The sequence below is a fragment of the Georgenia sp. TF02-10 genome (assembly GCF_022759505.1).
Taxonomy (GTDB): domain Bacteria; phylum Actinomycetota; class Actinomycetes; order Actinomycetales; family Actinomycetaceae; genus TF02-10.
Map to the genome: position 1 here is coordinate 2,658,062 of NZ_CP094289.1, position 20,263 is coordinate 2,678,324.

Sequence of the window (20,263 nt, forward strand, 5' to 3'; positions counted from 1 at the left end):
GTGCAGATGGCCCACCCGGGCCGTCGGCCCGACCCGACCGCAGAGGGAGTCCGACATGAAGTACGTCATCCTGATCCACTCCAACCCCCAGCCGTGGGGCCATCCCACCGGTGACTTCGTCACCGAGAACCGGGCCCTGCCCGCCGAGCAGCGGGAGGCGATGAACACCGCGTTCGAGGCCCTGCTCACCGAGCTGCAGGAGAAGGGCGAGCTCGTCGGCGACGAGGCGCTCGGCGACCCGGCCTCGTCGGTGCTGTACCGCTGGCACGACGGCGCGCCGCTGCCCTCCGACGGCCCGTACTCCGAGGCGAAGGAACACCTCGCGGGCTTCTTCCTCATCGACGTGGAGAACGTCGAGCGCGCCGAGGAGATCGCCGCGCAGTTCGCCGGCCCCGGCGAGACGATCGAGCTCCGCCCCACCATGTGGCCCGGTGGCGAGGAGGCGTGAGCGCGGCACCGGCCGGCCGCTGAGCCTCGCCATGCACCCCAACGACGTCGAGGACGTGTGGCGGCACGAGTCGCCGCACGTCCTCGCGGCGCTGCTGCGCCGGCACGGCGACCTCGCCGACTGCGAGGACGCCGCGCAGGAGGCGGCCGAGGCCGCGGCACGGCAGTGGCCGCGGGACGGCGTGCCGGACAACCCACGGGGCTGGCTGGTGCGCGTCGCCTCCCGGCGGCTGATCGACCGGGTCCGCGCCGACCTGGCGCGCGCCGCCCGGGAGGAGGCCGTCGGGCGGCGCGAGGCGGCCGCGGACCTCGTCCCGGCAGCGGATGCCGGCGTGGACGCGGATGCGGACCGCGACGACTCCCTGCTCCTGCTGCTGCTCTGCTGCCACCCGAGCCTGAGCCGCCCGTCCCAGGTCGCGCTCACGCTGCGGTCGGTGGCCGGCCTGACCGCCGCGCAGGTCGCGGCCGCCTACCTGGTGCCGGAGCCGACGATGAAGCAGCGGCTCGTCCGGGCCCGTGCCACTCTGCGGGAGGCCGGCGCCCGCTTCGAGCTGCCCGGGCCCGAGGCCCTGCCGGCACGGGTCGCGGCCGTGCTCGACGTCTGCCACCTCATGTTCACCGAGGGCTACACCCGCAGCGGCGGGACCGAGCTGGTCGACACCGCGCTCGCAGAGGAGGCGATCCGGCTCACCCGGATGCTGCGGACCGCCCTCCCGGACCACGACGAGGTGACCGGTGCCCTGGCGCTCATGCTGCTCACGTCGGCGCGGACCGCCGCACGTGCCGACGCCCACGGTGACCTCGTGCCGCTGGCCGAGCAGGACCGCTCGCGCTGGGACGGCGCCCGCATCCGCGAGGGCACGGGCCTGCTCGAGGACGTGCTGCCGCGCGGCCACGTGGGTCGCTACCAGCTCCAGGCGGCGATCGCCGCGGTGCACGCCGAGGCACCCACCTGGGCGGAGACGGACTGGCTGCAGATCACCCTGCTCTACGCGATGCTGGCCGAGGTGGCACCAGGGCCGGCCGTCACGCTGAACCGGGCGGTCGCCGTCGCCATGACCCTCGGCCCCACCGCCGGGCTCGACCTGATCGCCCCGCTCCTGGCCGACCCGGCGATGGCCCGCCACCACCGCACCCACGCCGTGCACGCGCACCTGCTCGAGATGACCGGCGAGGCGACGGCGGCCGCGGAGGCGTACGCCCGCGCCGCCAGCCTCACCGCGAGCCTCCCGGAGCAGCGGTACCTGCTCGCGCGCCGACGCGCCCTGACGGGCGGCGAGAGCCCGGACGCAGGCTAAGCAACAGCACGGACGCGGGCTCGGCGGGGGCGCGGCCGCCGGCCCGGCGCCGTGCTTCGACGGCTCCCCGCCGCGGGCGGTCCGGCGCGCGCACGGCGCGCCGGACCGTCACCGCCGGACCGTCACCGCCGGACCGTCACTGCCGGACCGTCACCACCGGACCGTCACCGCAGGTGCATCATCACCACCACGGGAACCAGGGGAACAGCCGCCGGAACAGGTCCCCGAGCCAGCGGAAGAACTCGTCGATCGGCGACGGCGGCTCCTCCGGCGGCTCCTCGTCCCCGGCCACTGTCACCGGCAGGGTCACCGTGGTGCCGGTGGTCTCGTCGGTGACGACGAGGTCGACCGTCCCCTCCAGGCCCTCCGGGACCGTCACCCGCACCTGGGCCCGGCCCACCTCGTCGGTGGTGTCGACGATGGTCAGGTCCACCGGGGCGGTGCCCACGGCCGTGCCGCCGAGGGTGATGGTCACCGTCTCCGGCTTCGGCTCGGTGGTGGAGAACGCCAGCGAGGACAGGTCCACGGCGATCTCCTCGCCCGCCGCGTACTCCGCGGCGGGGTCGGAGACCCAGTTCACCCCGACGGCCCGCTGCCGGTAGTCCGGGCTGAGGGACCCGAACTCGTCGAGGTAGTCGACCATGGCGGCCAGGTCGGACTGGCCGGTGTCGGCGGTGCCGGTGCCCTCCGCCAGGGTGGTGAAGTTGTCACCGCCCCCGGCGAGGAAGGAGTTGGCGACCACCGTGTAGGTGGCGGCCGGGTCGAGCGGCTCCCCGTCCAGGGTCACGCTGAGGATCCGCTCGCCCACCGGGGCGTCCGGGTCGTAGGTGTAGGACAGCCCCGCGGAGACCCCGAGCTTGAGGAAGGGCCGGGAGGCGCCGGCCGGCTGCCACTGCTCCTCCAGCACCTGCTCGACCTGCGCCCCGGTCAGGTTGGTGGTCACCAGGGTGTTCGCGAACGGCTGGACCACCGCCGCCTCGCGGTAGGTCACCACGCCGTCGCCCTCGCCGGCGGACTCGGCGTAGGTCAGGTCGGCCCGCAGCCCGCCGGGGTTCATCACCGCGAGGTCGGCCTCGGCGTTGGTGCGCTGCGCCGCCCAGAGGTGGACGTCGGCCACCGCGTTGCCGAGGGTGGACTCCCCGCCGCGGTTCTCCGAGCCGTTGGACTGCCGGGCCCGGTTGAGGTCGGCGGTGATCTCCCCGAGCGGGACGGCGCCGAGGACCTCCGCCTGGGCGACGGCCTCGTCGACGATCGCCTGAACCTCCGGGTCGCCCGGGCAGAAGGTCTGCCGGGGGACGGGCGGGGTCGCGCCGGGGTTGCCCGGCTCGGGCACCAGGTCCACGTTCTCCGCGGTGGAGGCGGTGACCTCGCCGGTGGCGCGGTCGACGGTGAGGGTCAGGTGCCCCAGCTGCTCGCCGTACTGCCCGGTCTGGGTCACCCACCGGCCGTCGACGTCGTGCACGTAGGCCTGGTGGGTGTGGCCGGAGATGATCGCGTCGATGCTCTCGTGCGCGCCGGCGACCAGGTCGCCGAACGGGGTGCCGTCGGCCGAGGCGAGGTCGGGGGTGGGGGCGCCGTCGTGCACCAGCACGACGACGACGTCGGCCTCGTCGTTGGCCTCGTCCCCGTCGGAGAGCTGGGCGGCGTAGGCGTTGACCGCCTCGCCCATGTCGGTGAAGGTCAGGCCCTCGATCCCGGCCGGGGAGACCAGGGTGGGCATCTCCTCGGTGATCGCCCCGACGAACCCGACCCGCAGCCCGCCGACCTCCTCGATGTGGTACGGGTCGTAGACCGGGGCGCCGGCGTCGTCGACGATGTTCGCCGCGATGTAGGGGAAGTCCGCGGCGCCGAGCACCCGGTTCTCCACGTCGGCCCGGCCGCGGTCGAACTCGTGGTTGCCGAACGCCGAGACGTCCAGCCCGATCGCGTTGAGCACGTCCAGGGTCGGCTGGTCCTGCTGGACGAAGGACGTGAAGGTCGAGGCGCCGATGTTGTCCCCGGCGGAGACGAACAGGGTGTTGGGGTTCTCGGCGCGGAAGTGGTCGACGGCGCAGGCCAGGACGGCCCCGCCGGCGGACTGCCCGTCCGCCTCGATCCGGCCGTGGAAGTCGTTGATCGACAGCAGCGAGATGTCCACCGTCGGCGCGGCCGCGGGGACGTCGAGGGCGACCAGGATCGGGTTGTGGTCCGAGGAGCGGAACGGGCTGCCCGGGGTGACGTGCTCGCTGGCGAAGTAGTTGTACCGGGAGTACTCGGCCAGCACCGACTCCTCGGCGTTGATGCCCCAGACGTCGACGTCGGCGACGTCCTCGGCGGCGCCGCCGCTGACGAACACGTGGTCCAGCGAGCCGACCTTGCCGTCGTAGACGTAGGTCGCCTCCTGCCGGCCGGCGTTGACGTTGGTGTAGCCGGCGGCCTCGAGCACGTCCAGCGGGGACTCCTCGGTGTAGGAGTTGAAGTCCCCGAGGAGCAGGACGTCCTCGGTGTCGGCGTCGTCGGCCACCTCCTCGGCGAACGCGACCAGCGCGGCGGCCTGGGCCTCCCGCTCGGCGTTGAAGCAGCCCTCGACGGGCTCCGGGTCGCAGTCCCCGCCCTTGGACTTGAAGTGGTTGGCCACGGCCAGGAAGGTGTAGCCGCTGCCGACGGCGGTGAAGGCCTGGGCGAGCGGCTCCCGGGCGTCGGCGAAGGCCGGGTCGCCGGTGAGCACCACGGACTCCCCGGCCAGGGCGACGGCGGCCGGCCGGTAGATGAAGGCCGTGCGGATGACGTCCTGCTCGGCCAGGTCGGGCAGCGTGGCCGGGGACGGGGCGTAGGCCCAGGTGCCGGGGCCGGCGGCGGCGTTGAGCGCCTCGACCAGCGCGGCCAGCGCGGCGTCGCGGTCCTTGCCGAACTTGGCCGAGTTCTCGATCTCCTCCAGGGAGACGACGTCGGCGCCCAGGGCGTTGATCGCCGCGACGATCTTGTCCTGCTGGCGCTGGAGGTTGGCGGCGTCCCAGGCCCCGCGGGCGTCGCAGCCGCCGGCGACGGAGATGGGGTTGCCGGCGCGGTCGGTGTAGGGCTCGCAGCCCGGCAGGTCCGCGCCGAGGGTGGTGAAGTAGTTGAGCACGTTGAAGGTGGCGACCGTGAGGTCCCCGCCGGTCAGGTCCGGGGCCTGGTTGGCCTCGCGGGTGTTCCCGCCGTCGAAGGTCACCAGGTCCGCGGCGTTGCCGGTGACCGGGGCGGTGGGCTGGAAGTTCCACTGGAAGCGGTAGTCCAGGACGACCGGCGCGTGGAAGGTCAGCTCCACCCCGGTGCGGACGTTGGGCTCGCCGGTGAGGTAGGGCACCTGGGCGCTGCTGGCGGTCCGGGCGGACTGGCCGTCGTCGAGGGTGATGGCGCGGGCGGCGTTGTCCGCGGCGACCTGGTCGAACTCCGGCGTGCCGGGGGCGGCGACGTCGCTCTCCTGGAGCAGCGGCCGGCCGACCCCGCCGGGGTAGGCGCCGTCCTGCTCGGCGGCGTAGGCCAGGGTCACCGAGCCGAAGGCGCTGGTGCCGAACCCGCCCAGGGCGTAGGTGTCGGAGACGACGTAGCCGGGCTCGGGCAGGACGAGCATGCCCTCGAAGGCCTCGCGGCGGTCCTCGGTGCGGGGCAGCGCGAACGGCACCGGCTTGACCGCCTCGGCGGGCTCGTCGAGGGTGACGGCGCCGCCGGCCCCGACGGTGATCTCGGTGAGCCCGTTGAACTCGGTGACCTGGCCGGTGACCTGGACCAGGTCGCCGGGCTCGACGGCGCCGACGGTGGCGGCGGAGAAGACGAAGACGGCGTCCGAGGCGGTGCGCCCGGCCAGGTCGGTGTCGCCGCCGGTGCCGGGGGTCTGCAGGTAGTAGCCGTCGAGGCCGCCGGTGGGGTAGGCGGCGGTGACGACGCCGGTGGTGGTGACCGTCTGCCCGACCAGCGGGCTGGCGTCCCCGGTGCCCTGGATCTCGGCGATGGTGTGGGTGTCCTCGCCGGGCTCGCCCGGCTCCCCCGGGCCGGGGCCGGGGGCGGTGTTGCGGGTGCCGAAGCTGGCGGCGGCCGGCCCGGTCCAGGTGCCCTCGACCCGCTGGAGGGACTGCCGGGCGGGTGTGCTGCTCGCCTCGGCGACGCCGATGTCGGTGCTGGTCAGCCCGTCGGCCGGGCCGCCGACGGCGGTGAAGGTGCCCTCGTAGGAGAGGAGCTCGACGACGGCGCCGGTGGCGTCGACGAGCGCGAGGCCGTCCGGGGCGCCGTTCTGGATGCCGTCGCGGGGGTAGTCCTGGACGAGGACGCCGGCCTCGGGCACGATGCCGGTCAGCGTCTTGGTGTCGTAGGCGGCGCCGGTGCTGCCGTTGTAGAGCACGAGCTGCCAGCCGGTCAGGTCGGTGCCCGCCGGGGCCTCGACCTCGACCGCCTCGCCGGTGTCGGCGCCGGCGTTGTCGTAGTGCAGCTCGCTGACGAAGACGTCGCCGTCCGGGACGAGCCGGGCGGCGGCGTCGGCGGGATCCGCGGCTGCGGCGCCGGGGTCGGTGCTGGCCGTGGCAGTGGGAGCCGCGGCGGTGGAGGGCTCGGCCGGCGCACCGGCGGCTGGGTCGGTCGTGGCGGGCGCAGCGGCGGCCGCGGCCGGGTCCTCGACGTCGGCGAACGCCGGCGCGGTGACCCCGACGCCGGCGAGCGCCACGGTGGTGAGCGCGGCGAGGGAACGCCAGACGGGCAGGCTTCCCCGGCTCCGGATGAGTGACATGAGACTCCTTGGCCCGTTCCAGCATGTGGTCGCAGCTGCACCGTACTGGTGAGCACCCAGATGCGGTAGGGGTCGACGAGACTGACCTACGTCGCTCGCGAGACGGTCGCGTGCCTCAGGTGCGTTCTGCTCGCGAACCGTGGCCGCGGTGGTGGGCTGGCCGGGGTCGGTGGGTCGTCGGTGGGTTCCCCGCCCAGCACCAGGGGATGGCCCCCGCCCCGAGAGATCCTTGCCCCGTTCCTGGCCGTGACCCGGGCCGCCCGCTACCGGCGGCAAGAGTGGCCACCCGGCCATCCCGGACCCTGCGCAGCGAGCCGCCCAACCGGTTCACGAACGCGGCCGGGACCCCGCCCCGAGTTCTTCCGGGTCGACCTGGTCTCCGCCCTAACGCCTCGGAGGTGCGGCTCCGGTGCGGGCTCTGGGCTCGTCGCCGGCCACCGTGGCGAGCGCCGCGATGACGAGCACGACGCCCGGCGCAAGGAAGTAGAAGCCGGTGCCCAGCCCTGTCACCAGTCCCCAGGCGATGACGACGATGGCAGCGAGATAGGTCGCGGCGGCCGCTCGGTGGTGGCGGAGGGTGAGCACCAGGACGGGAGCTGCCGCCAGGATCGGAATCCCGGCGAGGACGAGCGTGAACGCCCCGCCGTCCTCCCCGGAGATGACGCCGACGACGACCGCAACGACGATGGTGGCGGCCGCGGCCACGACGCGGAGTCCCGCGATGGGGCTTCTCGCGACCCGTTGCATCGTGCCCAGCCTCTCTGCCGATGAGCACCCGGGGGTCTGGCCGGCGGCCTCAGGCCGGGGTGGGCGCGCGCCGGGCGGACACCCGGCGCTCGACCAGGTGCGCCGCGGCGCCGACGGCCATGAGCAGCAGGCCGAAGAGCCAGACCCGGGCTGACTGCTGGCTGAGCAGCACCACGCAGGAGACCAGCGCCAGGACCGGCAGGGCGGTGGGCGCGGTGAAGTGCGGCGTGCTGACCCGGTCCCGGCGCAGGACGAGGACGGCGGCGTTGGTGGAGAGGAAGACGAACAGCAGCAGGAGCACCACCGTCTCGGCGAGCATCGCGAGGTCACCGACGAGGGCGAGGGCCACGGCGAGCGCCGTCGTCGTGACGATCGCCGCCCACGGCGTCCGCCGGCCGGGCAGGACGGCGGTGAGCGGCCGCGGGAGGAGCCCCTCCTCCGCCATCCCGTAGGCGAGCCGGCTGGACATGATCATGGTGAGCAGGGCCCCGTTGGCCACCGCCACCAGGGCCACCGCCGCGAACAGCGTCGACGGCACGGCCACGCCCGAGACGCGGACGACGTCGAGCAACGGGCTGGTCGAGCCGGCCAGGTCCCCCGGGGCGATGACGACGGCGGCTGCCACGGCGACGAGCAGGTAGATCAGCCCGGTGACGGCCAGCGCCCCGAAGAGGGCGCGGGGGTAGACCCGGCGGACGTCACGGACCTCCTCGGCGACGTTGGCGGAGGTCTCGAAGCCGACGAAGGAGTAGAACGCCACGATCGCCCCGCCGAGCACCGCGGCGGCCGGCCCGGTCTGCGGGGGCAGCTCGAGCAGGTGGCCGGGGTCGGCCCGGCCGGCGCCCGCCGCGATCCCGGCGACCACGACGACGAGGACCAGGCCGGAGACCTCGATGACCGTCATGACGACGTTGGCGCCCACCGACTCCTTGATGCCGCGGGCGTTGAGCGCGGCGAGCAGGAGCAGGAAGACCGGCGCCGCAACCGCCGTCGGGACGTCGAGGAAGACGCTCAGGTAGTCCCCGGCGAAGGCCACCGCGAGGCCGGCCGCGCTGGTGATGCCGGCGGCCAGCATGGCGAAGCCGACGAGGAAGGACAGCCACGGTCGGCCGAACGCCCGTTGCGCGAAGACGGCCGCGCCGCCGGCGCGCGGGTACTTCGTCACCAGCTCGGCGTAGCTGGCCGCGGTGAGCATCGCCATGGCGAGGGCGAGGAGCAGCGGCGCCCACATCGCCCCGCCGGCCTCCGCGGAGAGCACCCCGGCGAGGGCGTAGACCCCGGCGCCGAGCGTGTCGCCCAGGATGAAGAGGAACAGCAGGGGGCCGGTGATCCCGCGCCGCAGCCGGGTCTCGTTCTCGTCGCTCACCTCGTGAGGGTGCTGCCCCGGGTCGTCGGCGGCAACCGGGGGCGGTGGGTGCGGCGCCTGGCCCGGTCCGCCGGTACGGCAGACCCGGCCGCAGCCCGGCCATCGACAAGGCGCTCGGCTGCCAACGCTGGGCCGGAGCCGCCGCCAGCAACGGTGCGGTAGACCATCGCCATGGACATCGAGGACGTTCGCCGGCGCCTGGACGACTTCACCGCCGAGCGGGACTGGGCGAAGTTCCACACGCCTCGCAACCTCGCGCTGGCGCTCGTCGGCGAGGTCGGCGAGCTGGCCGAGCTGCTGCAGTGGCGCACCGACGCGGAGGTGCTCGAGTACGCCCGGACCCCGCACGGGGCGGAGGCGCTCGCCGACGAGCTCGCCGACATCCTGACCTACCTCGTCGAGCTGGCCGACGCCGTCGGGGTCGACCTCGGCGCTGCCGTGCACGCCAAGATCGACAAGAACGCCGCCAAGTACCCGGTGCACCTGGCCAGCGGCTCGAACGCGAAGTACACCGAGCTTCGCCGCGACGACGGCGGCGAGCCCGGCGACGACGACGGCTGAGCCGGCGGGCCGAGACCCTGACGGCGGCGTGAGGCGGCCGGCGGCGCGCCGCGTCTACCCGCCGGCCATCCGCGCCTCGAGCCGGTCCCGCACCGCCGGCCACTCCTCGGCGACCACGGAGAAGAGCACGGTGTCCCGGACGGTGCCGTCCGCGCGCCGCTGGTAGCGGCGCAACGTGCCCTCGTACCGCGCGCCCAGCCGGGCGATCGCCTGCTGGGAGCGGGTGTTGCGGACGTCGGTCTTGAGCTGGACCCGACCCGCCCCGAGGACCTCGAAGGCGTAGCCGAGCAGCAGGTGCTTCGCGTCGGGGTTGACGAGGCTGCCCCACACCGCGGGCGCGTAGGCGGTGCTGCCGATCTCGAGGCGGGCGTCGCGGACCGACACGTCGCGGTAGCTCGTCATGCCCACGACGGCGCCCGCGGCCTGGCCGCGGTAGGGCCTCCGCAGCCGCACCACCCAAGGAAAGACCCCGGCGTCGACTTGGCGCTTCTGCGCCTGGACGAACGCGGCGGCGTCGGCGGGGCGGCCGGTCATGTGCTGCCAGACGGCCTCCTCGTCCAGCGCCCGGAACACCGCCGGCCCGAGGGCTTCCGGCTCGAGGGGCACCAGCTCCACGACCCGTCCGGCGAGCCGGGCGTCCGGGGGCGGCGGCCAGGACATCGCCGGCCAGGGCCGGTCAGCGGGACGGGCGTCGGCGACGGGGACGAAGGGCGGTTCTTGGCTGGGCACGGCCACGACCGGCATGGTGGCACGGGCGCCGTCCCGCCGGTCCACCACCACCGACCACCGGGACCCGGGCCACCCACCCCCGACCGCGCAGCGTCACCCCACCACACTCGGCACCAGGCTGATCACGATGGCGAGCAGCCCGCCGGCGAAGAGGAACGACAGCAGGGTGTGCCCGAGCACCACCCGCCGGATCCCGCTGTCCTGCAGGTTCACGTCCGGCATGGCGGAGGTGACGCCGACCGTGAAGGCGACGTAGGCGAAGTCGGAGTAGCGCGGCGGCTCGTCCTGGTTGAAGTCGAGCCCGCCCTCGGGCTTGTCGTCGTAGTACATGTGCGCGTAGTGCAGTGCGAACACCGTGTTGACCAGCACCCAAGACAGGACGACCGAGGCGACGCCCAGGCCGATCGTCAGGCGTCTGGTCCCGGTGTCGGCGCTGCTGGAGCCGAGCAGCGCGTAGGTGGCCGCCGCGAACCCCGTCGCGGCCGCGACGACCATCACCGCAGCGACTGCGTTGCGCGAGGGATCCTCGCGCCGGGCCAGGGCCCGGGTGCCGGCCGCGTCGCGGGGCCAGCTGACCGACCACACCAGGGTGATGTACGTGGCCGCCGTCGCGTCCCAGGCCAGCAGGAGCCACAGCGGCGGCTCCACCAGCCGGACGGCGAGCGCGCCCACGGCCACGCCCACGACGACGGAGAGGAGCACCTGGCCGCCGGAGGACAGCGGCCAGCGCGGTCGCCTAGTCATCCGCGGCCCGCCCGGTCCGTGTGCCGGCTCCGTCCCGACGGCGCCCGGTCCCCCGTACCGGGCCCGTCCCGACGGCGCCCGGTCCCGGTGCCGGGCCCGTCCCGGCGGCGGCCGGCCTGGCCGGCCGGCCCCGTGCGCAGCTTCTCAACGAGCGCCCGACGGTGCCCGGCCGGGTCAGTCCTTCGGCGCCGCGGCGCGCAGCTTCTCGAGGAGGGGACCCGCCGCCTCGTCGAGGAACTGCTGCTGCCGCTGGTCACCGATCTGGACGAGCGCGATGTCGGTGAACCCGGCCTCCCAGTACGGGGCCACCTTCTGCACGACGGCGTCGAGGTCGGGTCCGCAGGGGATCGACGCCTGGATGTCCTCGGGCTTGACGAAGGAGGTCGCCCGGGTGAACGACTCCGTGCTCGGCAGGTTGGAGTTGACCGGCCAGCCGAGCCCGAACCAGCGGAACTGCTCGTGCGCCCGCTGCACCGCCGCGTCGGGGTCGGGGTCCCAGGAGATCGGGAACTGCCCGATCTTGCGCGAGGCCGGCAGGGCGGTCTCGTTGCGCACCGCGTCCCACTGCTGGACGAGGTTGCCCTTGGGCTCGGTGGCGATCAGGTGGTCCGCGATCGGGGCGAAGTTCTCGACGGCGCGGCGGCCGGAGACGGCGACGCCGACCTCCACCGGGGTGCCGGGGACGTCCCAGATCCGGGCGGAGTCCACCCGGAAGTGGTCGCCCTGGTAGCTCAGGAACTCGCCGGTGAACAGCTGGGTGATGATCTCGACGGCCTCGACGAGCATCTCGTGGCGCTCGTCCACGGCCGGCCAGCGCTCGCCGACCACGTGCTCGTTGAGGTTCTCCCCGGCGCCCAGCCCGAGGGTGAACCGGCCGTCGGACAGCAGCGCCATCGTGGCGGCCTTCTGCGCGACTACCACCGGGTGGTAGCGCATCGTCGGGCAGGTCACGTAGGTCATGAGCTCCAGGCGCTCGGTCGCGTGCGCGACCGCGCCGAGGACGCTCCAGGCGTAGGGTGCGTGCCCCTGGGCGTCCAGCCAGGGGAAGACGTGGTCGCTGGAGACCGCGAAGTCGAAGCCGAGCCCCTCCGCCGCCACGGCGTAGTCCACGAGGGCCTTGGGCCCGGACTGCTCGGTCATCAAGGTGTACCCGAATCTGGTCATGGCCCGAGTGTGACGCACACCACTACCACCTGCACATCGGGGGCAGCTCGGTGCCGCCGTCGCCGGCATGGCCGACGGCGGCTGGTGCGGCCGCGCCGATCGGGCCCTGGCGTCGTGCTGACCGGAGCCGGTCGCCGTCGTCGGCAGCGGCACCGGCTGGGCCCTGGCCTTGCGTCGACCGGAGCCGGCCGATGCCGGCGGCATCGGCACCGGCTGGGCCCCTGGCGTTGCGCGATCGGGTCCGCTCTGTCACCGTCGGTCCAGGTCGTCGCTCCGAGGGAGGAGGTGGCCGCGCATGGCCAGCACGACCGTCGAGACGGACCAGCCCACGCTGCGGCGGGTGATCGGGCCCAAGCTCCTCCTGCTCTTCATCGTCGGCGACATCCTCGGCACCGGCGTCTACGCGCTCACCGGCCAGGTGGCCGGCGAGGTCGGCGGCGCCGCCTGGGCGCCGATCCTGCTGGCGTTCGCCGTCGCGACGGTCACCGCCTTCTCCTACCTCGAGCTCGTCACGAAGTACCCGCAGGCGGCCGGCGCCGCGCTGTACACGCACAAGGCGTTCGGCATCCACTTCCTGACGTTCCTGGTCACCTTCGCGGTCCTCAGCTCGGGCATCACCTCGGCGTCGACCGCGGCGAAGTTCCTCGCCGAGAACTTCATCGTCGGGTTCGACCTCGACTGGGGGCAGGGCGGGGTCACGGTGGTGGCCGTGTCGTTCATGGCGCTGCTCGCCGTCGTCAACCTGCGCGGGGTGAAGGAGGGCCTGGCGTTCAACGTGGTGCTCACCCTCGTCGAGCTCACCGGCCTGCTGATCGTCATCGTCATCGGCTTCTTCGCGATGGCGCAGGGGAACGTCGACCTCGGCCGGACCACCGTCTTCGCGACGGCGGAGGACAAGAGCGTCTTCCTCGCACTCACCGCAGCCACCTCGCTGGCGTTCTTCTCGATGGTGGGCTTCGAGGACTCGGTGAACATGGCCGAGGAGACCAAGGACCCGCTGCGGACGTTCCCCCGGGTGATGCTCACCGGGCTGGGCATCACGGTGACGATCTACGTCCTGGTCTCCGTGGCCGCCGTCGCCGTGGTGCCGGTGGGCACGCTGGCGGAGAGCACGACGCCGCTGCTCGAGGTCGTCCGGGCCGGTGCGCCCAACCTGCCGGTGGACGTGATCTACCCGTTCCTGTCGATGTTCGCCGTGGCCAACACCGCGCTGATCAACATGCTGATGGCGAGCCGGCTGCTCTACGGGATGGCCCGCCAGGACGTGCTCCCCCGCGTCCTGGGCAAGGTCCTCCCCCGGCGCCGCACCCCGTGGAGCTCGGTGGTGTTCACCACCCTGATCGCCGCCGGCCTGATCATCACCGTCACCAACGTCATGGGCCCGGAGACGGTCGCCGCCCTCGGCGGCACGACGGCGCTGCTGCTGCTCGGGGTGTTCACCATCGTCAACGTCGCCGTGCTGGTGCTGCGCCGCACCCCGGTGGACCGCGAGCACTTCCGCTCCCCCGGCCCGCTGCCCTACGTCGGCGCCCTGACCTGCGCCTTCCTCGTCGGTCCGTGGGCGCAGGATCCGGTGGAGTACCGCATCGCGGGGGTCATGCTGGGCCTGGGCGTCGTGCTCTGGTTCCTCACCTTCCTGTGGAACCGGGCGGTCCGGGCGAAGACCACCCGGTTCGAGGACCCCGCCGCGCTGGACGGCTGAGGAGGAGCACCCGTGAGCGTCGTGATCGCGCACGCGCCCACCCCGGAGGGGGCGGCGGCCCTGGAGCACGGGATCGAGGAGGCCCGCCGGCACGGGTGGCCGGTCGCCGTCGTCAGCCGCGGCCCGCACCGGCACCAGGATCCCGACGACGCCGCCGACGCGGGCGGCGGCGGCGACCTCGCCGCCGTCGAGCGGCGGCTGGCCGAGTCGGGGGTCGAGCACTCGGTGCAGCGGCTCACCGGGGACTACGACTTCGCCGAGCGGGTGCTCGACGCCGCGGCCACCCACGCCGCGACCCTGATCGTCATCGGGATCCGGCGCCGCACGCCGATCGGCAAGCTGCTCCTGGCGAGCTCGGCGCAGCGGATCCTGCTCGAGGCCCGGTGCCCGGTCACCGCCGTGAAGGCACAGAACCCCGCCGGCTGACGAGCCCACCGGCTGAGGAGCGGGGCGGCCGGCCGTCAGATCCGCTGCCGCCGTCGGAAACGACCAGCGCCGGGTCAGCCGGGCAGGTGGGTCCGACGCGGCATCCGGTGACCGCGGCGCGGGTGGTGGATCCCGGCGAGCTGGACGAGGCGCTGGACCCGGTACCGGTGCGGGCGGAACGGCTCGAGCAGCTCGGCCAGGCCGGCGTCGTCCAGCCGCCGCCCGGTCAGCGCCCAGCCGATGTCCTTGGGGATGTTGTAGTCGCCGAAGCTGACCGCGTCGGCGTCGCCGTGCGCCCGGGCGCGGACCTCGGCGCTGGTCCACGGCCCGATCCCGGGGACGGTCCGCAGCGCCCGGTCCGCCTGGCCCGGCCGGGCCAGCGTGCGCTCGAGCGAGGGGGCGAGCCGGGCCGCCGCGACCACGGTTCGGGCCCGGGCCGGGTCCACCGGCAGGCGCAGCCACTCCCAGGAGGGGATCCGGGCCAGGGTGGCCGGGGCGGGCTGGACCCACAGGCCGCGGTCGGCGCCGGGACCGGGGGCGCGCTCGCCGAAGCGGTGCACCAGGCGCCGGAAGCCGGCGAAGGCCTCGGCGCCGGTGACCTTCTGCTCGATGACCGCCGGGACCAGGGACTCCAGCACCAGGCCGGTGCGGGGCTGGCGCCAGTGCGGGAACCGCCGGTGGAGCTCGGCGACGACGGGGTGCCGGTCGGCCGGGAATCCGTCCGGGTCGTCCGCCGCGCCCAGCATGGCCGGCACCGCGTCGAGGACCCACTGCGCCCCCGCGCCCCAGGCGGCGGCGTCGACCTCGCCGTCGTGCGGCCGGACGGACAGCCGCAGGGTCGCGGTCCCGGCCGGGGTCCGCACGCCGCGCCAGTGGGTGCCGTCGGGGTCGCGGCGGAACGTCGGGTCCGCCGGGCCGTGCCGCAGGACGGCGAGCACCTGCCCGACCGGGCACGGCCACCCCGGACGCCAGGTCCGTTCCGCCGCAGGCGGCCAGCCGGTCCGGCCCGCTGCCGGCGGCCAGCCGGTCCGGTCCGCGCCGGCGGGCGGGGCGGCGGGGAGGACCTCAGTCATCGGCCAGCTCGGAACATGCCTTAGCGACGGCGGGGGCGGCGGTCATGGGGACCATGATCCGCCCCGCCCTGGCCCGGTCGGGACACGACGCGCGGGCACCGGTGGGCTCGCCACCGTGACCGCGGCCCACGCAGGCTGCGCACCACGGGCGGTTCGACCCCGCGGGGCGTTCAGGCGTGCCGACAGGAACCGCGCCCGAGTGGTACGCCTGGTGGTCTCGCATCGAAGGGGATGGTGTGGCGTGGCAGATCTCGCCCGAACGGTGACCGAGGATCGCCCAGGAGCCCGCGAGGGTGAGGGGGAGGGCGCGCTTCTGAAAGCGCTGCGCATCCTCGAGGCCGTGGCGGACAGCAACGGTGCAAGCGCCAAGGAGATCGCCGCGACCACGCACATGCCGTTGCCCACCGTGTACCGGCTGGTACGCCTCCTGGTCGACGAGGACTACCTCGTCCACCTCCGCAGCGAGCATCGCTTCGAGCTGGGGTTCAAGGTCCATCACCTCGCGACGTCGCTCCACCGGCAGCTGGGTGTCCCGCGGGCGGTACGCGCCGCGGTGGCCAGGCTCCACATCGATCTGAATGTGGCCGCCTACTGGACGGTGTATCGGGGTTCGGACGTCGTGGTCGCCTACATAGCCGACTCTCCCCAGGCGCCGCGGATCCGCCTGCTCGACTTCGGGCTGCACGAGGGCGCCCACGGCACCGCGTTCGGCAAGATCATGCTTGCGGGCATGACGCCAGAGCAGCGACGCGAGTACCTGGACGCCCATGGCATGCCGGCGATGACGCCGACGACGATCACCTCCAGCGAGGAGCTCGAGGAACACCTGGAGAAGGTGTCCCGGACGGGGATCGCCTGGGAGTACGAGGAGTTCCAGCCCGACCTCGTCTGTGCCGCGGTGGGTGCCCGCGACTCGGCCGGCCGGATAGTGGGGTCCGTGGCCATCTCGGGCGGGACCGAGCTCGCCCGCCGCCAACCCGAGGTTGACCGGGCGCTGCGCGCGGCCGCCAACAGGATGAGCCGGTACCTCAGCGGACGAGGCTCGTCCTAGAGGTACCGGCTCAGGGTCGGGACGCTCTGGCGGTCAGATCACTGCTGGTACCAGGGTGTGATCACGGCTCGGGCGAGCGTGTGTCCAGACATGTTGAACCCGAGGAAGGCGGGTGTTGCGTCCTTGTCCAGGCCCAGGGACTCGACGTCGAGGGCGTGGACCGCGATGTAGTAGTTGTGCTTCCCGGACCCGGCCGGCGGGGCGGCACCGATGTAGCGGGCGAGGCTGGCGTCGTTCTTGAGCTGCCACGCCCCGTCGGCGAGCGAGCCCTTCTCATCACCGGCGCCCGCGGGGAGCTCGGTGACGGAGGCGGGAATATCGGCAACGGCCCAGTGCCAGAAGCCGCTGCCGGTGGGCGCAGTGGGGTCGTAGACGGTGACCGCGAAGCTCTTGGTCTCTGCTGGGAAGCCGCGCCAGGACAGGTGCGGCGAGATGTCCTGGCCGCCTGCGCCGAGGATGCCGCTGACCTGCGGGATGTCGAACTTCCCCCCGTCACGGACGTCGTTGCTCGTGACCTCGAAGGTCGGCACCTGGGCGATGAGGTCGTACGGGTTAGCCATGTGGGTCTCCTCTTCCAAAGGGGTGTGGCTCACAGGTCGCCAGCCTTGAGCTGGCCGACGATGTGCTCCGCCTGCCGGGTGGCAAGCGCGACGATGGTCAAGGTGGGGTTGGCGGAGGCGCCGGTCGTGAAGACGGAGCCGTCGCTGATGAACAGGTTCGGCACGTCGTGCGACCGGCCGAAGCCGTCGACGACCCCGTCCGCCGGGTTGGCGCTCATCCGCGCGGTCCCCATGTTGTGCGTGCTGGGGTAGGGCGGTGTCCTCCACACGTTGACGGCCCCGACGGCGCGGTAGAGCTCTTCCGCGTGCTGGTAGCCGTGCTCGCGCATGGCGACGTCGTTGGGGTGGTCGTCGTAGTGGACGTTGGGGACTGGAAGCCCGTGCTGGTCGGTCACCGTCGAGTTGAGGGTGACGCGGTTGGACTCCTGCGGCATGTCCTCCCCGACGATCCACATGCCGGCGGTCCGCTCGATCGCGTCCAGCCGGCCGGCGAACTCCGGCCCCCACGTGCCGGGATCGGCGAAGCTCGCCATGAAGGCCGGGCCCAGGGAGAGGGTCTCCATGTAGTACCCGCCGGCGAAGCCGCGGTCGGGGTCGTGCCGGGACTCGTCTGCGATGAGGCCCGCCATCGTCTCCCCGCGCCACATCCGGACGGGCTGGTCGAACTCGGCGTAGACGGAACCGGTGGTGTGCCGCATGTAGTTCTTGCCGACCATGCCGGAGGAGTTCGCGAGCCCGTCGGGGAACACGGGGCTGGCGGACATCAGCAGCAGCCGCGGGGTCTCGATGGCATTGCCCGCGAGGCAGACCAGACGAGCTGCCTGGCGGTGCAGGTTGCCGTCCTTGTCGATGTAGAGCACCGCGTCGACACGGCCCTTGTCGTCATGGGTGATCTGCACGGCCTGCGACTCCGGACGCAGGTCCAGCAGGCCGGTCTTCAGCGCCTTGGGCACCTCGCTCACGAGCGTGCTCCACTTCGCCTTGCTCTTGTCGCCCTGGAAGTTGAAGCCGTCTTGGACGGACGCAGGGCGCCCGTCATACGGTTCGGCGTTCGTGGCGTAGGGACCGGTGGCGCAGAACTTGTAGCCGACCTTCTCCGCACCGGCGGCGAGCACCTTGTAGTTGTTGTTGGCGGGCAGGGGCGGCCTGCCGTGTCGATGGGTGCTGCCCATCTTGATCTCGGCGGCGTCGTAGTACGGCAGCAGGTCTTGGAGGCTCACCGGCCAGTCGAGCAGCGAGGCGCCGTCGAGGCGGCCGTACATGCTGCGTGTCTTGAACTCGTGCGCGTAGAACCGGGGTGTTGCCCCCGACCAGTGGGTCGTCGAGCCGCCGACGGCCTTCACGATCCAGGCCGGCAGGTTGGGGAAGTCCCGGGCGATGCGCCACGAGCCGGTGGTGGTGCGCGGGTCCAGCCAGGCCATCTGGTTGAACGCTTCCCACTCGTTGTTGACGTAGTCCTCGTTCCTCAGGAACGGTCCCGCCTCGAGCAGCACGACCGGTATGTCCGCCTTGGTGAGCTCGTAGGCGACCGTGCCGCCGCCTGCCCCGGAGCCGATGATGACGACGGCCGCCTCGTCCTTGTCGATGGCCTTCACTTGCGCACCTCTCCGATCTCGGCCTCCGTGGGCCCAGGCTGAGTGACGGTGTCCGGTCCGCGCCGGGCCGCGCGTACCGCGGGGGCGAAGCGGCCGGGTGTGTACGGCACGAACTCCTCCGGGCCGTCGTACTCCTCGATGCGCGGGTCGGGCAGCCAGTCAAGGTCGTTGAACCCGCGGTTGATGTAGCCGCCCTTGTCGAAGGACGGCCCCTCGTATCCCAGGCAGTCCCACACCTCGGGGTCGTCGTAGAAGTTGAGGACTGTCGTGCGCCGGACGAAGCCGAAGAAGGTCGAGTCCTCGACCTTCCGCAAGACCTCGAGGGCCTCGCCGTCGGGAAGGGCGGTGAAGTCTCCGCCGGAGAGGACGTTGAGCGCGTTCAGGCCCTGCGTCAGGGCTACCCGCCACCATGTCGACTCGGCGGCTTCGTCGAGGATCTTCTCGGCGGTGCGTTCGTAGGGTCCGTCGGGGATCTTGCCGTGGGGGAAGGCCACGCGGATGACCCGGACGAGGACGCGCTTCGCGTCCTCCGTCATCTGTGTGGCGTTCAGCTGGCGGTACTTGGCGGGGAGGGCTGGGTTGGTCACAAGTTCCTCCTGATCTTCGTTGACCGGGACCGGTTCTGAGGGGATTCAGGGAACGAGGATGCCGCGGCCGACGAGCCGGCCCTGGTCAAGGTCGTTGATGGCGTCGGCGTAGGCATCGAGGGGGTACACGGTGGTGTGCAACGAGATCTTCTCCTCGGCGGTGAGCGTCATGAGCTCGACAAGGTCCCGGTAGGTGCCGACGAGGTTGCCGATGACGTTGATCTCGCGGGAGATGATGTCGATCGTCTGCAGATCGAGGGACCCGCCGTAACCGATGACGTAGTAGTCCCCGCGGTTGCGCACGAGCCGCGGGCCGAGGCGCTCCATGCCCTGCTCGGCGACGAAGTCGAGAACGACGTGGGCGCCACCGCCGGTGATGTCGAGGACCTGCTGCAGCACCTTGTCGTCGTCGCCCGCGACGACGGTCTGGTTGGCGCCCAGCTCCTTGGCTAGCTGGAGGGCCTGCTCGGAGCGATCCACAACGGTGATGTGGGCCGTGGTCAGCGCAACCAGCGACTGGATGCCGATGTGCCCGAGCCCGCCAGAGCCGATCACGACGACATGCGTGCCGGGCGTCAGCCGCGGCACGGCCTTGCGGACCGCGTGGTAGGCCGTGAGCCCAGCGTCGGCCAGCGCCGCGATGTCCTTCGGGTGCAGGCTCGGGTCAAGCTTGACGACGGCGCGGGCGTTGGTCAGGAGGTACTCGGCCATGCCGCCGTCGACGTTGAGCCCCGGGAAGGTGGCATTCTCGCAGTGGGAGTCTTTCCCTTCCCGGCACGCGGCGCACAGCCCGCACGTGACCAAGGGGTGCATGATCACGGTGTCCCCGGGCTGGACGTTGGTCACGGCACTTCCCACCTCACGCACCCAGCCGGCGTTCTCGTGGCCGAGGATGTAGGGCAGCTTCGGGTGCTGGATGGGTTCCCACTGGCCCTCGATGATGTGCAGGTCGGTGCGGCACAGACCCGCCGCTCCGACTTCGACCAGCACGTCCCAGGGCCCTGCGGCCTTCGGTTCGGGAACGTCGTCGAGCTTCGGCGTCTCGTGATAGGCGTGGAGCCGGACAGCCTTCACAGTTCGATCCACCTTTCGTCAACACTGACTTCCATGCAGCACGAAGAGTCTCGGCCGTAGCGGACCTGCCTATCCAGATTCGTTATCAGCCACTGAGAAGGGCCTGCTCGAGCCCGACGGCCGAGCGCTTCTGTTCAGAGAAGGCGGATCGCAGCTGCGCGGCCGCTCGGCGGCGCGGTTGATGCCCTGGAGGGGGCGCCGCGTCTCGATCTCGAGGGAGCGGCGGCCGGGCTCGAGGGCAAGGGCAAGCCGGTAGAGCTGCGGACTGTCGACCGCTGGGGCCGCAGCCACGCCTCGGCGACCTCCCCCGCCCACTGGATCCGGGCTGGGGATGCTCCAGCTGGGGTCTCGGTCTCGACTAGGTCGTGGACGCGGACGACCACCCAGGACCGAGCAGCGAG

The 20,263-nt window shown here is 72.9% G+C and carries 17 protein-coding genes; 6 read left to right on the forward strand and 11 right to left on the reverse strand.

The window, feature by feature from the left end; translation table 11 throughout:
* The first annotated feature begins 55 nt into the window (after positions 1 to 55).
* Both MF406_RS11990 and MF406_RS11995 read left to right on the forward strand, forming a co-directional pair.
* The gene (locus MF406_RS11990; RefSeq protein ID WP_242893867.1) at positions 56 to 448 is read left to right on the forward strand and encodes a YciI family protein; all 393 of its coding nucleotides are present in this window, start codon (positions 56 to 58) and stop codon (positions 446 to 448) included.
* Positions 432 to 1,745: an RNA polymerase sigma factor gene (locus tag MF406_RS11995; RefSeq protein WP_371744480.1), complete on the forward strand. Its 1,314-nt coding sequence runs from the start codon at positions 432 to 434 to the stop codon at positions 1,743 to 1,745. Before MF406_RS11990 ends, MF406_RS11995 begins: the two co-directional genes overlap by 17 nt.
* A gap of 181 nt (positions 1,746 to 1,926) precedes the next feature.
* On the opposite strand, the gene MF406_RS12000 is transcribed toward MF406_RS11995, so the two are convergent.
* From MF406_RS12000 to MF406_RS12010, 3 genes are all read right to left on the reverse strand, one after another.
* Positions 1,927 to 6,483 carry an ExeM/NucH family extracellular endonuclease gene (locus tag MF406_RS12000; RefSeq protein ID WP_242893870.1) on the reverse strand — a complete coding sequence of 1,519 codons (4,557 nt, stop codon included), beginning with the start codon at positions 6,481 to 6,483 and terminating at the stop codon, positions 1,927 to 1,929.
* 384 nt (positions 6,484 to 6,867) lie between these two features.
* Positions 6,868 to 7,188: a hypothetical protein gene (locus MF406_RS12005; RefSeq protein WP_242893872.1), complete on the reverse strand. Its 321-nt coding sequence runs from the start codon at positions 7,186 to 7,188 to the stop codon at positions 6,868 to 6,870.
* Positions 7,189 to 7,279: 91 nt separating this feature from the next.
* Positions 7,280 to 8,596: an APC family permease gene (locus MF406_RS12010; protein ID WP_242893874.1), complete on the reverse strand. Its 1,317-nt coding sequence runs from the start codon at positions 8,594 to 8,596 to the stop codon at positions 7,280 to 7,282.
* Between the two features lie 171 nt (positions 8,597 to 8,767).
* On the opposite strand from MF406_RS12010, the gene MF406_RS12015 reads away from it, so the two are divergent.
* Positions 8,768 to 9,157, forward strand: a complete 390-nt coding sequence (locus tag MF406_RS12015) for a nucleotide pyrophosphohydrolase (protein ID WP_242893877.1) — start codon at positions 8,768 to 8,770, stop codon at positions 9,155 to 9,157.
* 54 nt (positions 9,158 to 9,211) lie between these two features.
* Here MF406_RS12015 and MF406_RS12020 read toward each other — a convergent pair whose 3' ends face one another.
* The 3 genes from MF406_RS12020 to MF406_RS12030 all read right to left on the reverse strand — a co-directional run bounded on the left by MF406_RS12020 (position 9,212) and on the right by MF406_RS12030 (position 11,794).
* Positions 9,212 to 9,892, reverse strand: coding sequence for a GNAT family N-acetyltransferase (locus MF406_RS12020; protein ID WP_242893880.1), 681 nt, complete (start codon positions 9,890 to 9,892; stop codon positions 9,212 to 9,214).
* Positions 9,893 to 9,979: 87 nt separating this feature from the next.
* Positions 9,980 to 10,630, reverse strand: coding sequence for a DUF1345 domain-containing protein (locus MF406_RS12025; protein WP_242893882.1), 651 nt, complete (start codon positions 10,628 to 10,630; stop codon positions 9,980 to 9,982).
* Between the two features lie 174 nt (positions 10,631 to 10,804).
* The gene (locus MF406_RS12030) at positions 10,805 to 11,794 is read right to left on the reverse strand and encodes a TIGR03557 family F420-dependent LLM class oxidoreductase (protein WP_242893884.1); all 990 of its coding nucleotides are present in this window, start codon (positions 11,792 to 11,794) and stop codon (positions 10,805 to 10,807) included.
* Between the two features lie 295 nt (positions 11,795 to 12,089).
* Between MF406_RS12030 and MF406_RS12035 the strand changes: the two genes are divergently transcribed.
* Both MF406_RS12035 and MF406_RS12040 read left to right on the forward strand, forming a co-directional pair.
* Positions 12,090 to 13,496, forward strand: a complete 1,407-nt coding sequence (locus tag MF406_RS12035) for an APC family permease (protein ID WP_242893887.1) — start codon at positions 12,090 to 12,092, stop codon at positions 13,494 to 13,496.
* 12 nt (positions 13,497 to 13,508) lie between these two features.
* Positions 13,509 to 13,922, forward strand: coding sequence for a universal stress protein (locus MF406_RS12040; RefSeq protein ID WP_242893890.1), 414 nt, complete (start codon positions 13,509 to 13,511; stop codon positions 13,920 to 13,922).
* Between the two features lie 74 nt (positions 13,923 to 13,996).
* On the opposite strand, the gene MF406_RS12045 is transcribed toward MF406_RS12040, so the two are convergent.
* Positions 13,997 to 14,995 carry a DNA-3-methyladenine glycosylase gene (locus tag MF406_RS12045; protein WP_242893892.1) on the reverse strand — a complete coding sequence of 333 codons (999 nt, stop codon included), beginning with the start codon at positions 14,993 to 14,995 and terminating at the stop codon, positions 13,997 to 13,999.
* A 241-nt stretch (positions 14,996 to 15,236) separates the two neighbouring features.
* On the opposite strand from MF406_RS12045, the gene MF406_RS12050 reads away from it, so the two are divergent.
* The gene (locus MF406_RS12050) at positions 15,237 to 16,046 is read left to right on the forward strand and encodes an IclR family transcriptional regulator (RefSeq protein WP_242893895.1); all 810 of its coding nucleotides are present in this window, start codon (positions 15,237 to 15,239) and stop codon (positions 16,044 to 16,046) included.
* Between the two features lie 38 nt (positions 16,047 to 16,084).
* Here MF406_RS12050 and MF406_RS12055 read toward each other — a convergent pair whose 3' ends face one another.
* From MF406_RS12055 to MF406_RS12070, 4 genes are read right to left on the reverse strand one after another with little or no spacing between them, the layout of a single operon-like run.
* Positions 16,085 to 16,606 carry a YbhB/YbcL family Raf kinase inhibitor-like protein gene (locus MF406_RS12055; protein ID WP_242893898.1) on the reverse strand — a complete coding sequence of 174 codons (522 nt, stop codon included), beginning with the start codon at positions 16,604 to 16,606 and terminating at the stop codon, positions 16,085 to 16,087.
* 29 nt (positions 16,607 to 16,635) lie between these two features.
* Complete coding sequence (locus MF406_RS12060) at positions 16,636 to 18,201, reverse strand: GMC family oxidoreductase (RefSeq protein WP_242893901.1); 1,566 nt, start codon at positions 18,199 to 18,201, stop codon at positions 16,636 to 16,638.
* Positions 18,198 to 18,788: a gluconate 2-dehydrogenase subunit 3 family protein gene (locus MF406_RS12065; RefSeq protein WP_242893903.1), complete on the reverse strand. Its 591-nt coding sequence runs from the start codon at positions 18,786 to 18,788 to the stop codon at positions 18,198 to 18,200. Before MF406_RS12065 ends, MF406_RS12060 begins: the two co-directional genes overlap by 4 nt.
* A gap of 45 nt (positions 18,789 to 18,833) precedes the next feature.
* Positions 18,834 to 19,862: an NAD(P)-dependent alcohol dehydrogenase gene (locus MF406_RS12070; protein WP_242893906.1), complete on the reverse strand. Its 1,029-nt coding sequence runs from the start codon at positions 19,860 to 19,862 to the stop codon at positions 18,834 to 18,836.
* Positions 19,863 to 20,263: the final 401 nt, after the last annotated feature.

Bases quoted from the DNA above. Each gene is read 5' to 3' on its own strand.
- MF406_RS11990 (WP_242893867.1), top strand. From the start codon at position 56: ATGAAGTACGTCATCCTGATCCACTCCAACCCCCAGCCGTGGGGCCAT.
- MF406_RS12000 (WP_242893870.1), bottom strand. From the start codon at position 6,483: ATGTCACTCATCCGGAGCCGGGGAAGCCTGCCCGTCTGGCGTTCCCTC.
- MF406_RS12015 (WP_242893877.1), top strand. From the start codon at position 8,768: ATGGACATCGAGGACGTTCGCCGGCGCCTGGACGACTTCACCGCCGAG.
- MF406_RS12025 (WP_242893882.1), bottom strand. From the start codon at position 10,630: ATGACTAGGCGACCGCGCTGGCCGCTGTCCTCCGGCGGCCAGGTGCTC.
- MF406_RS12030 (WP_242893884.1), bottom strand. From the start codon at position 11,794: ATGACCAGATTCGGGTACACCTTGATGACCGAGCAGTCCGGGCCCAAG.
- MF406_RS12035 (WP_242893887.1), top strand. From the start codon at position 12,090: ATGGCCAGCACGACCGTCGAGACGGACCAGCCCACGCTGCGGCGGGTG.
- MF406_RS12045 (WP_242893892.1), bottom strand. From the start codon at position 14,995: ATGACTGAGGTCCTCCCCGCCGCCCCGCCCGCCGGCGCGGACCGGACC.
- MF406_RS12055 (WP_242893898.1), bottom strand. From the start codon at position 16,606: ATGGCTAACCCGTACGACCTCATCGCCCAGGTGCCGACCTTCGAGGTC.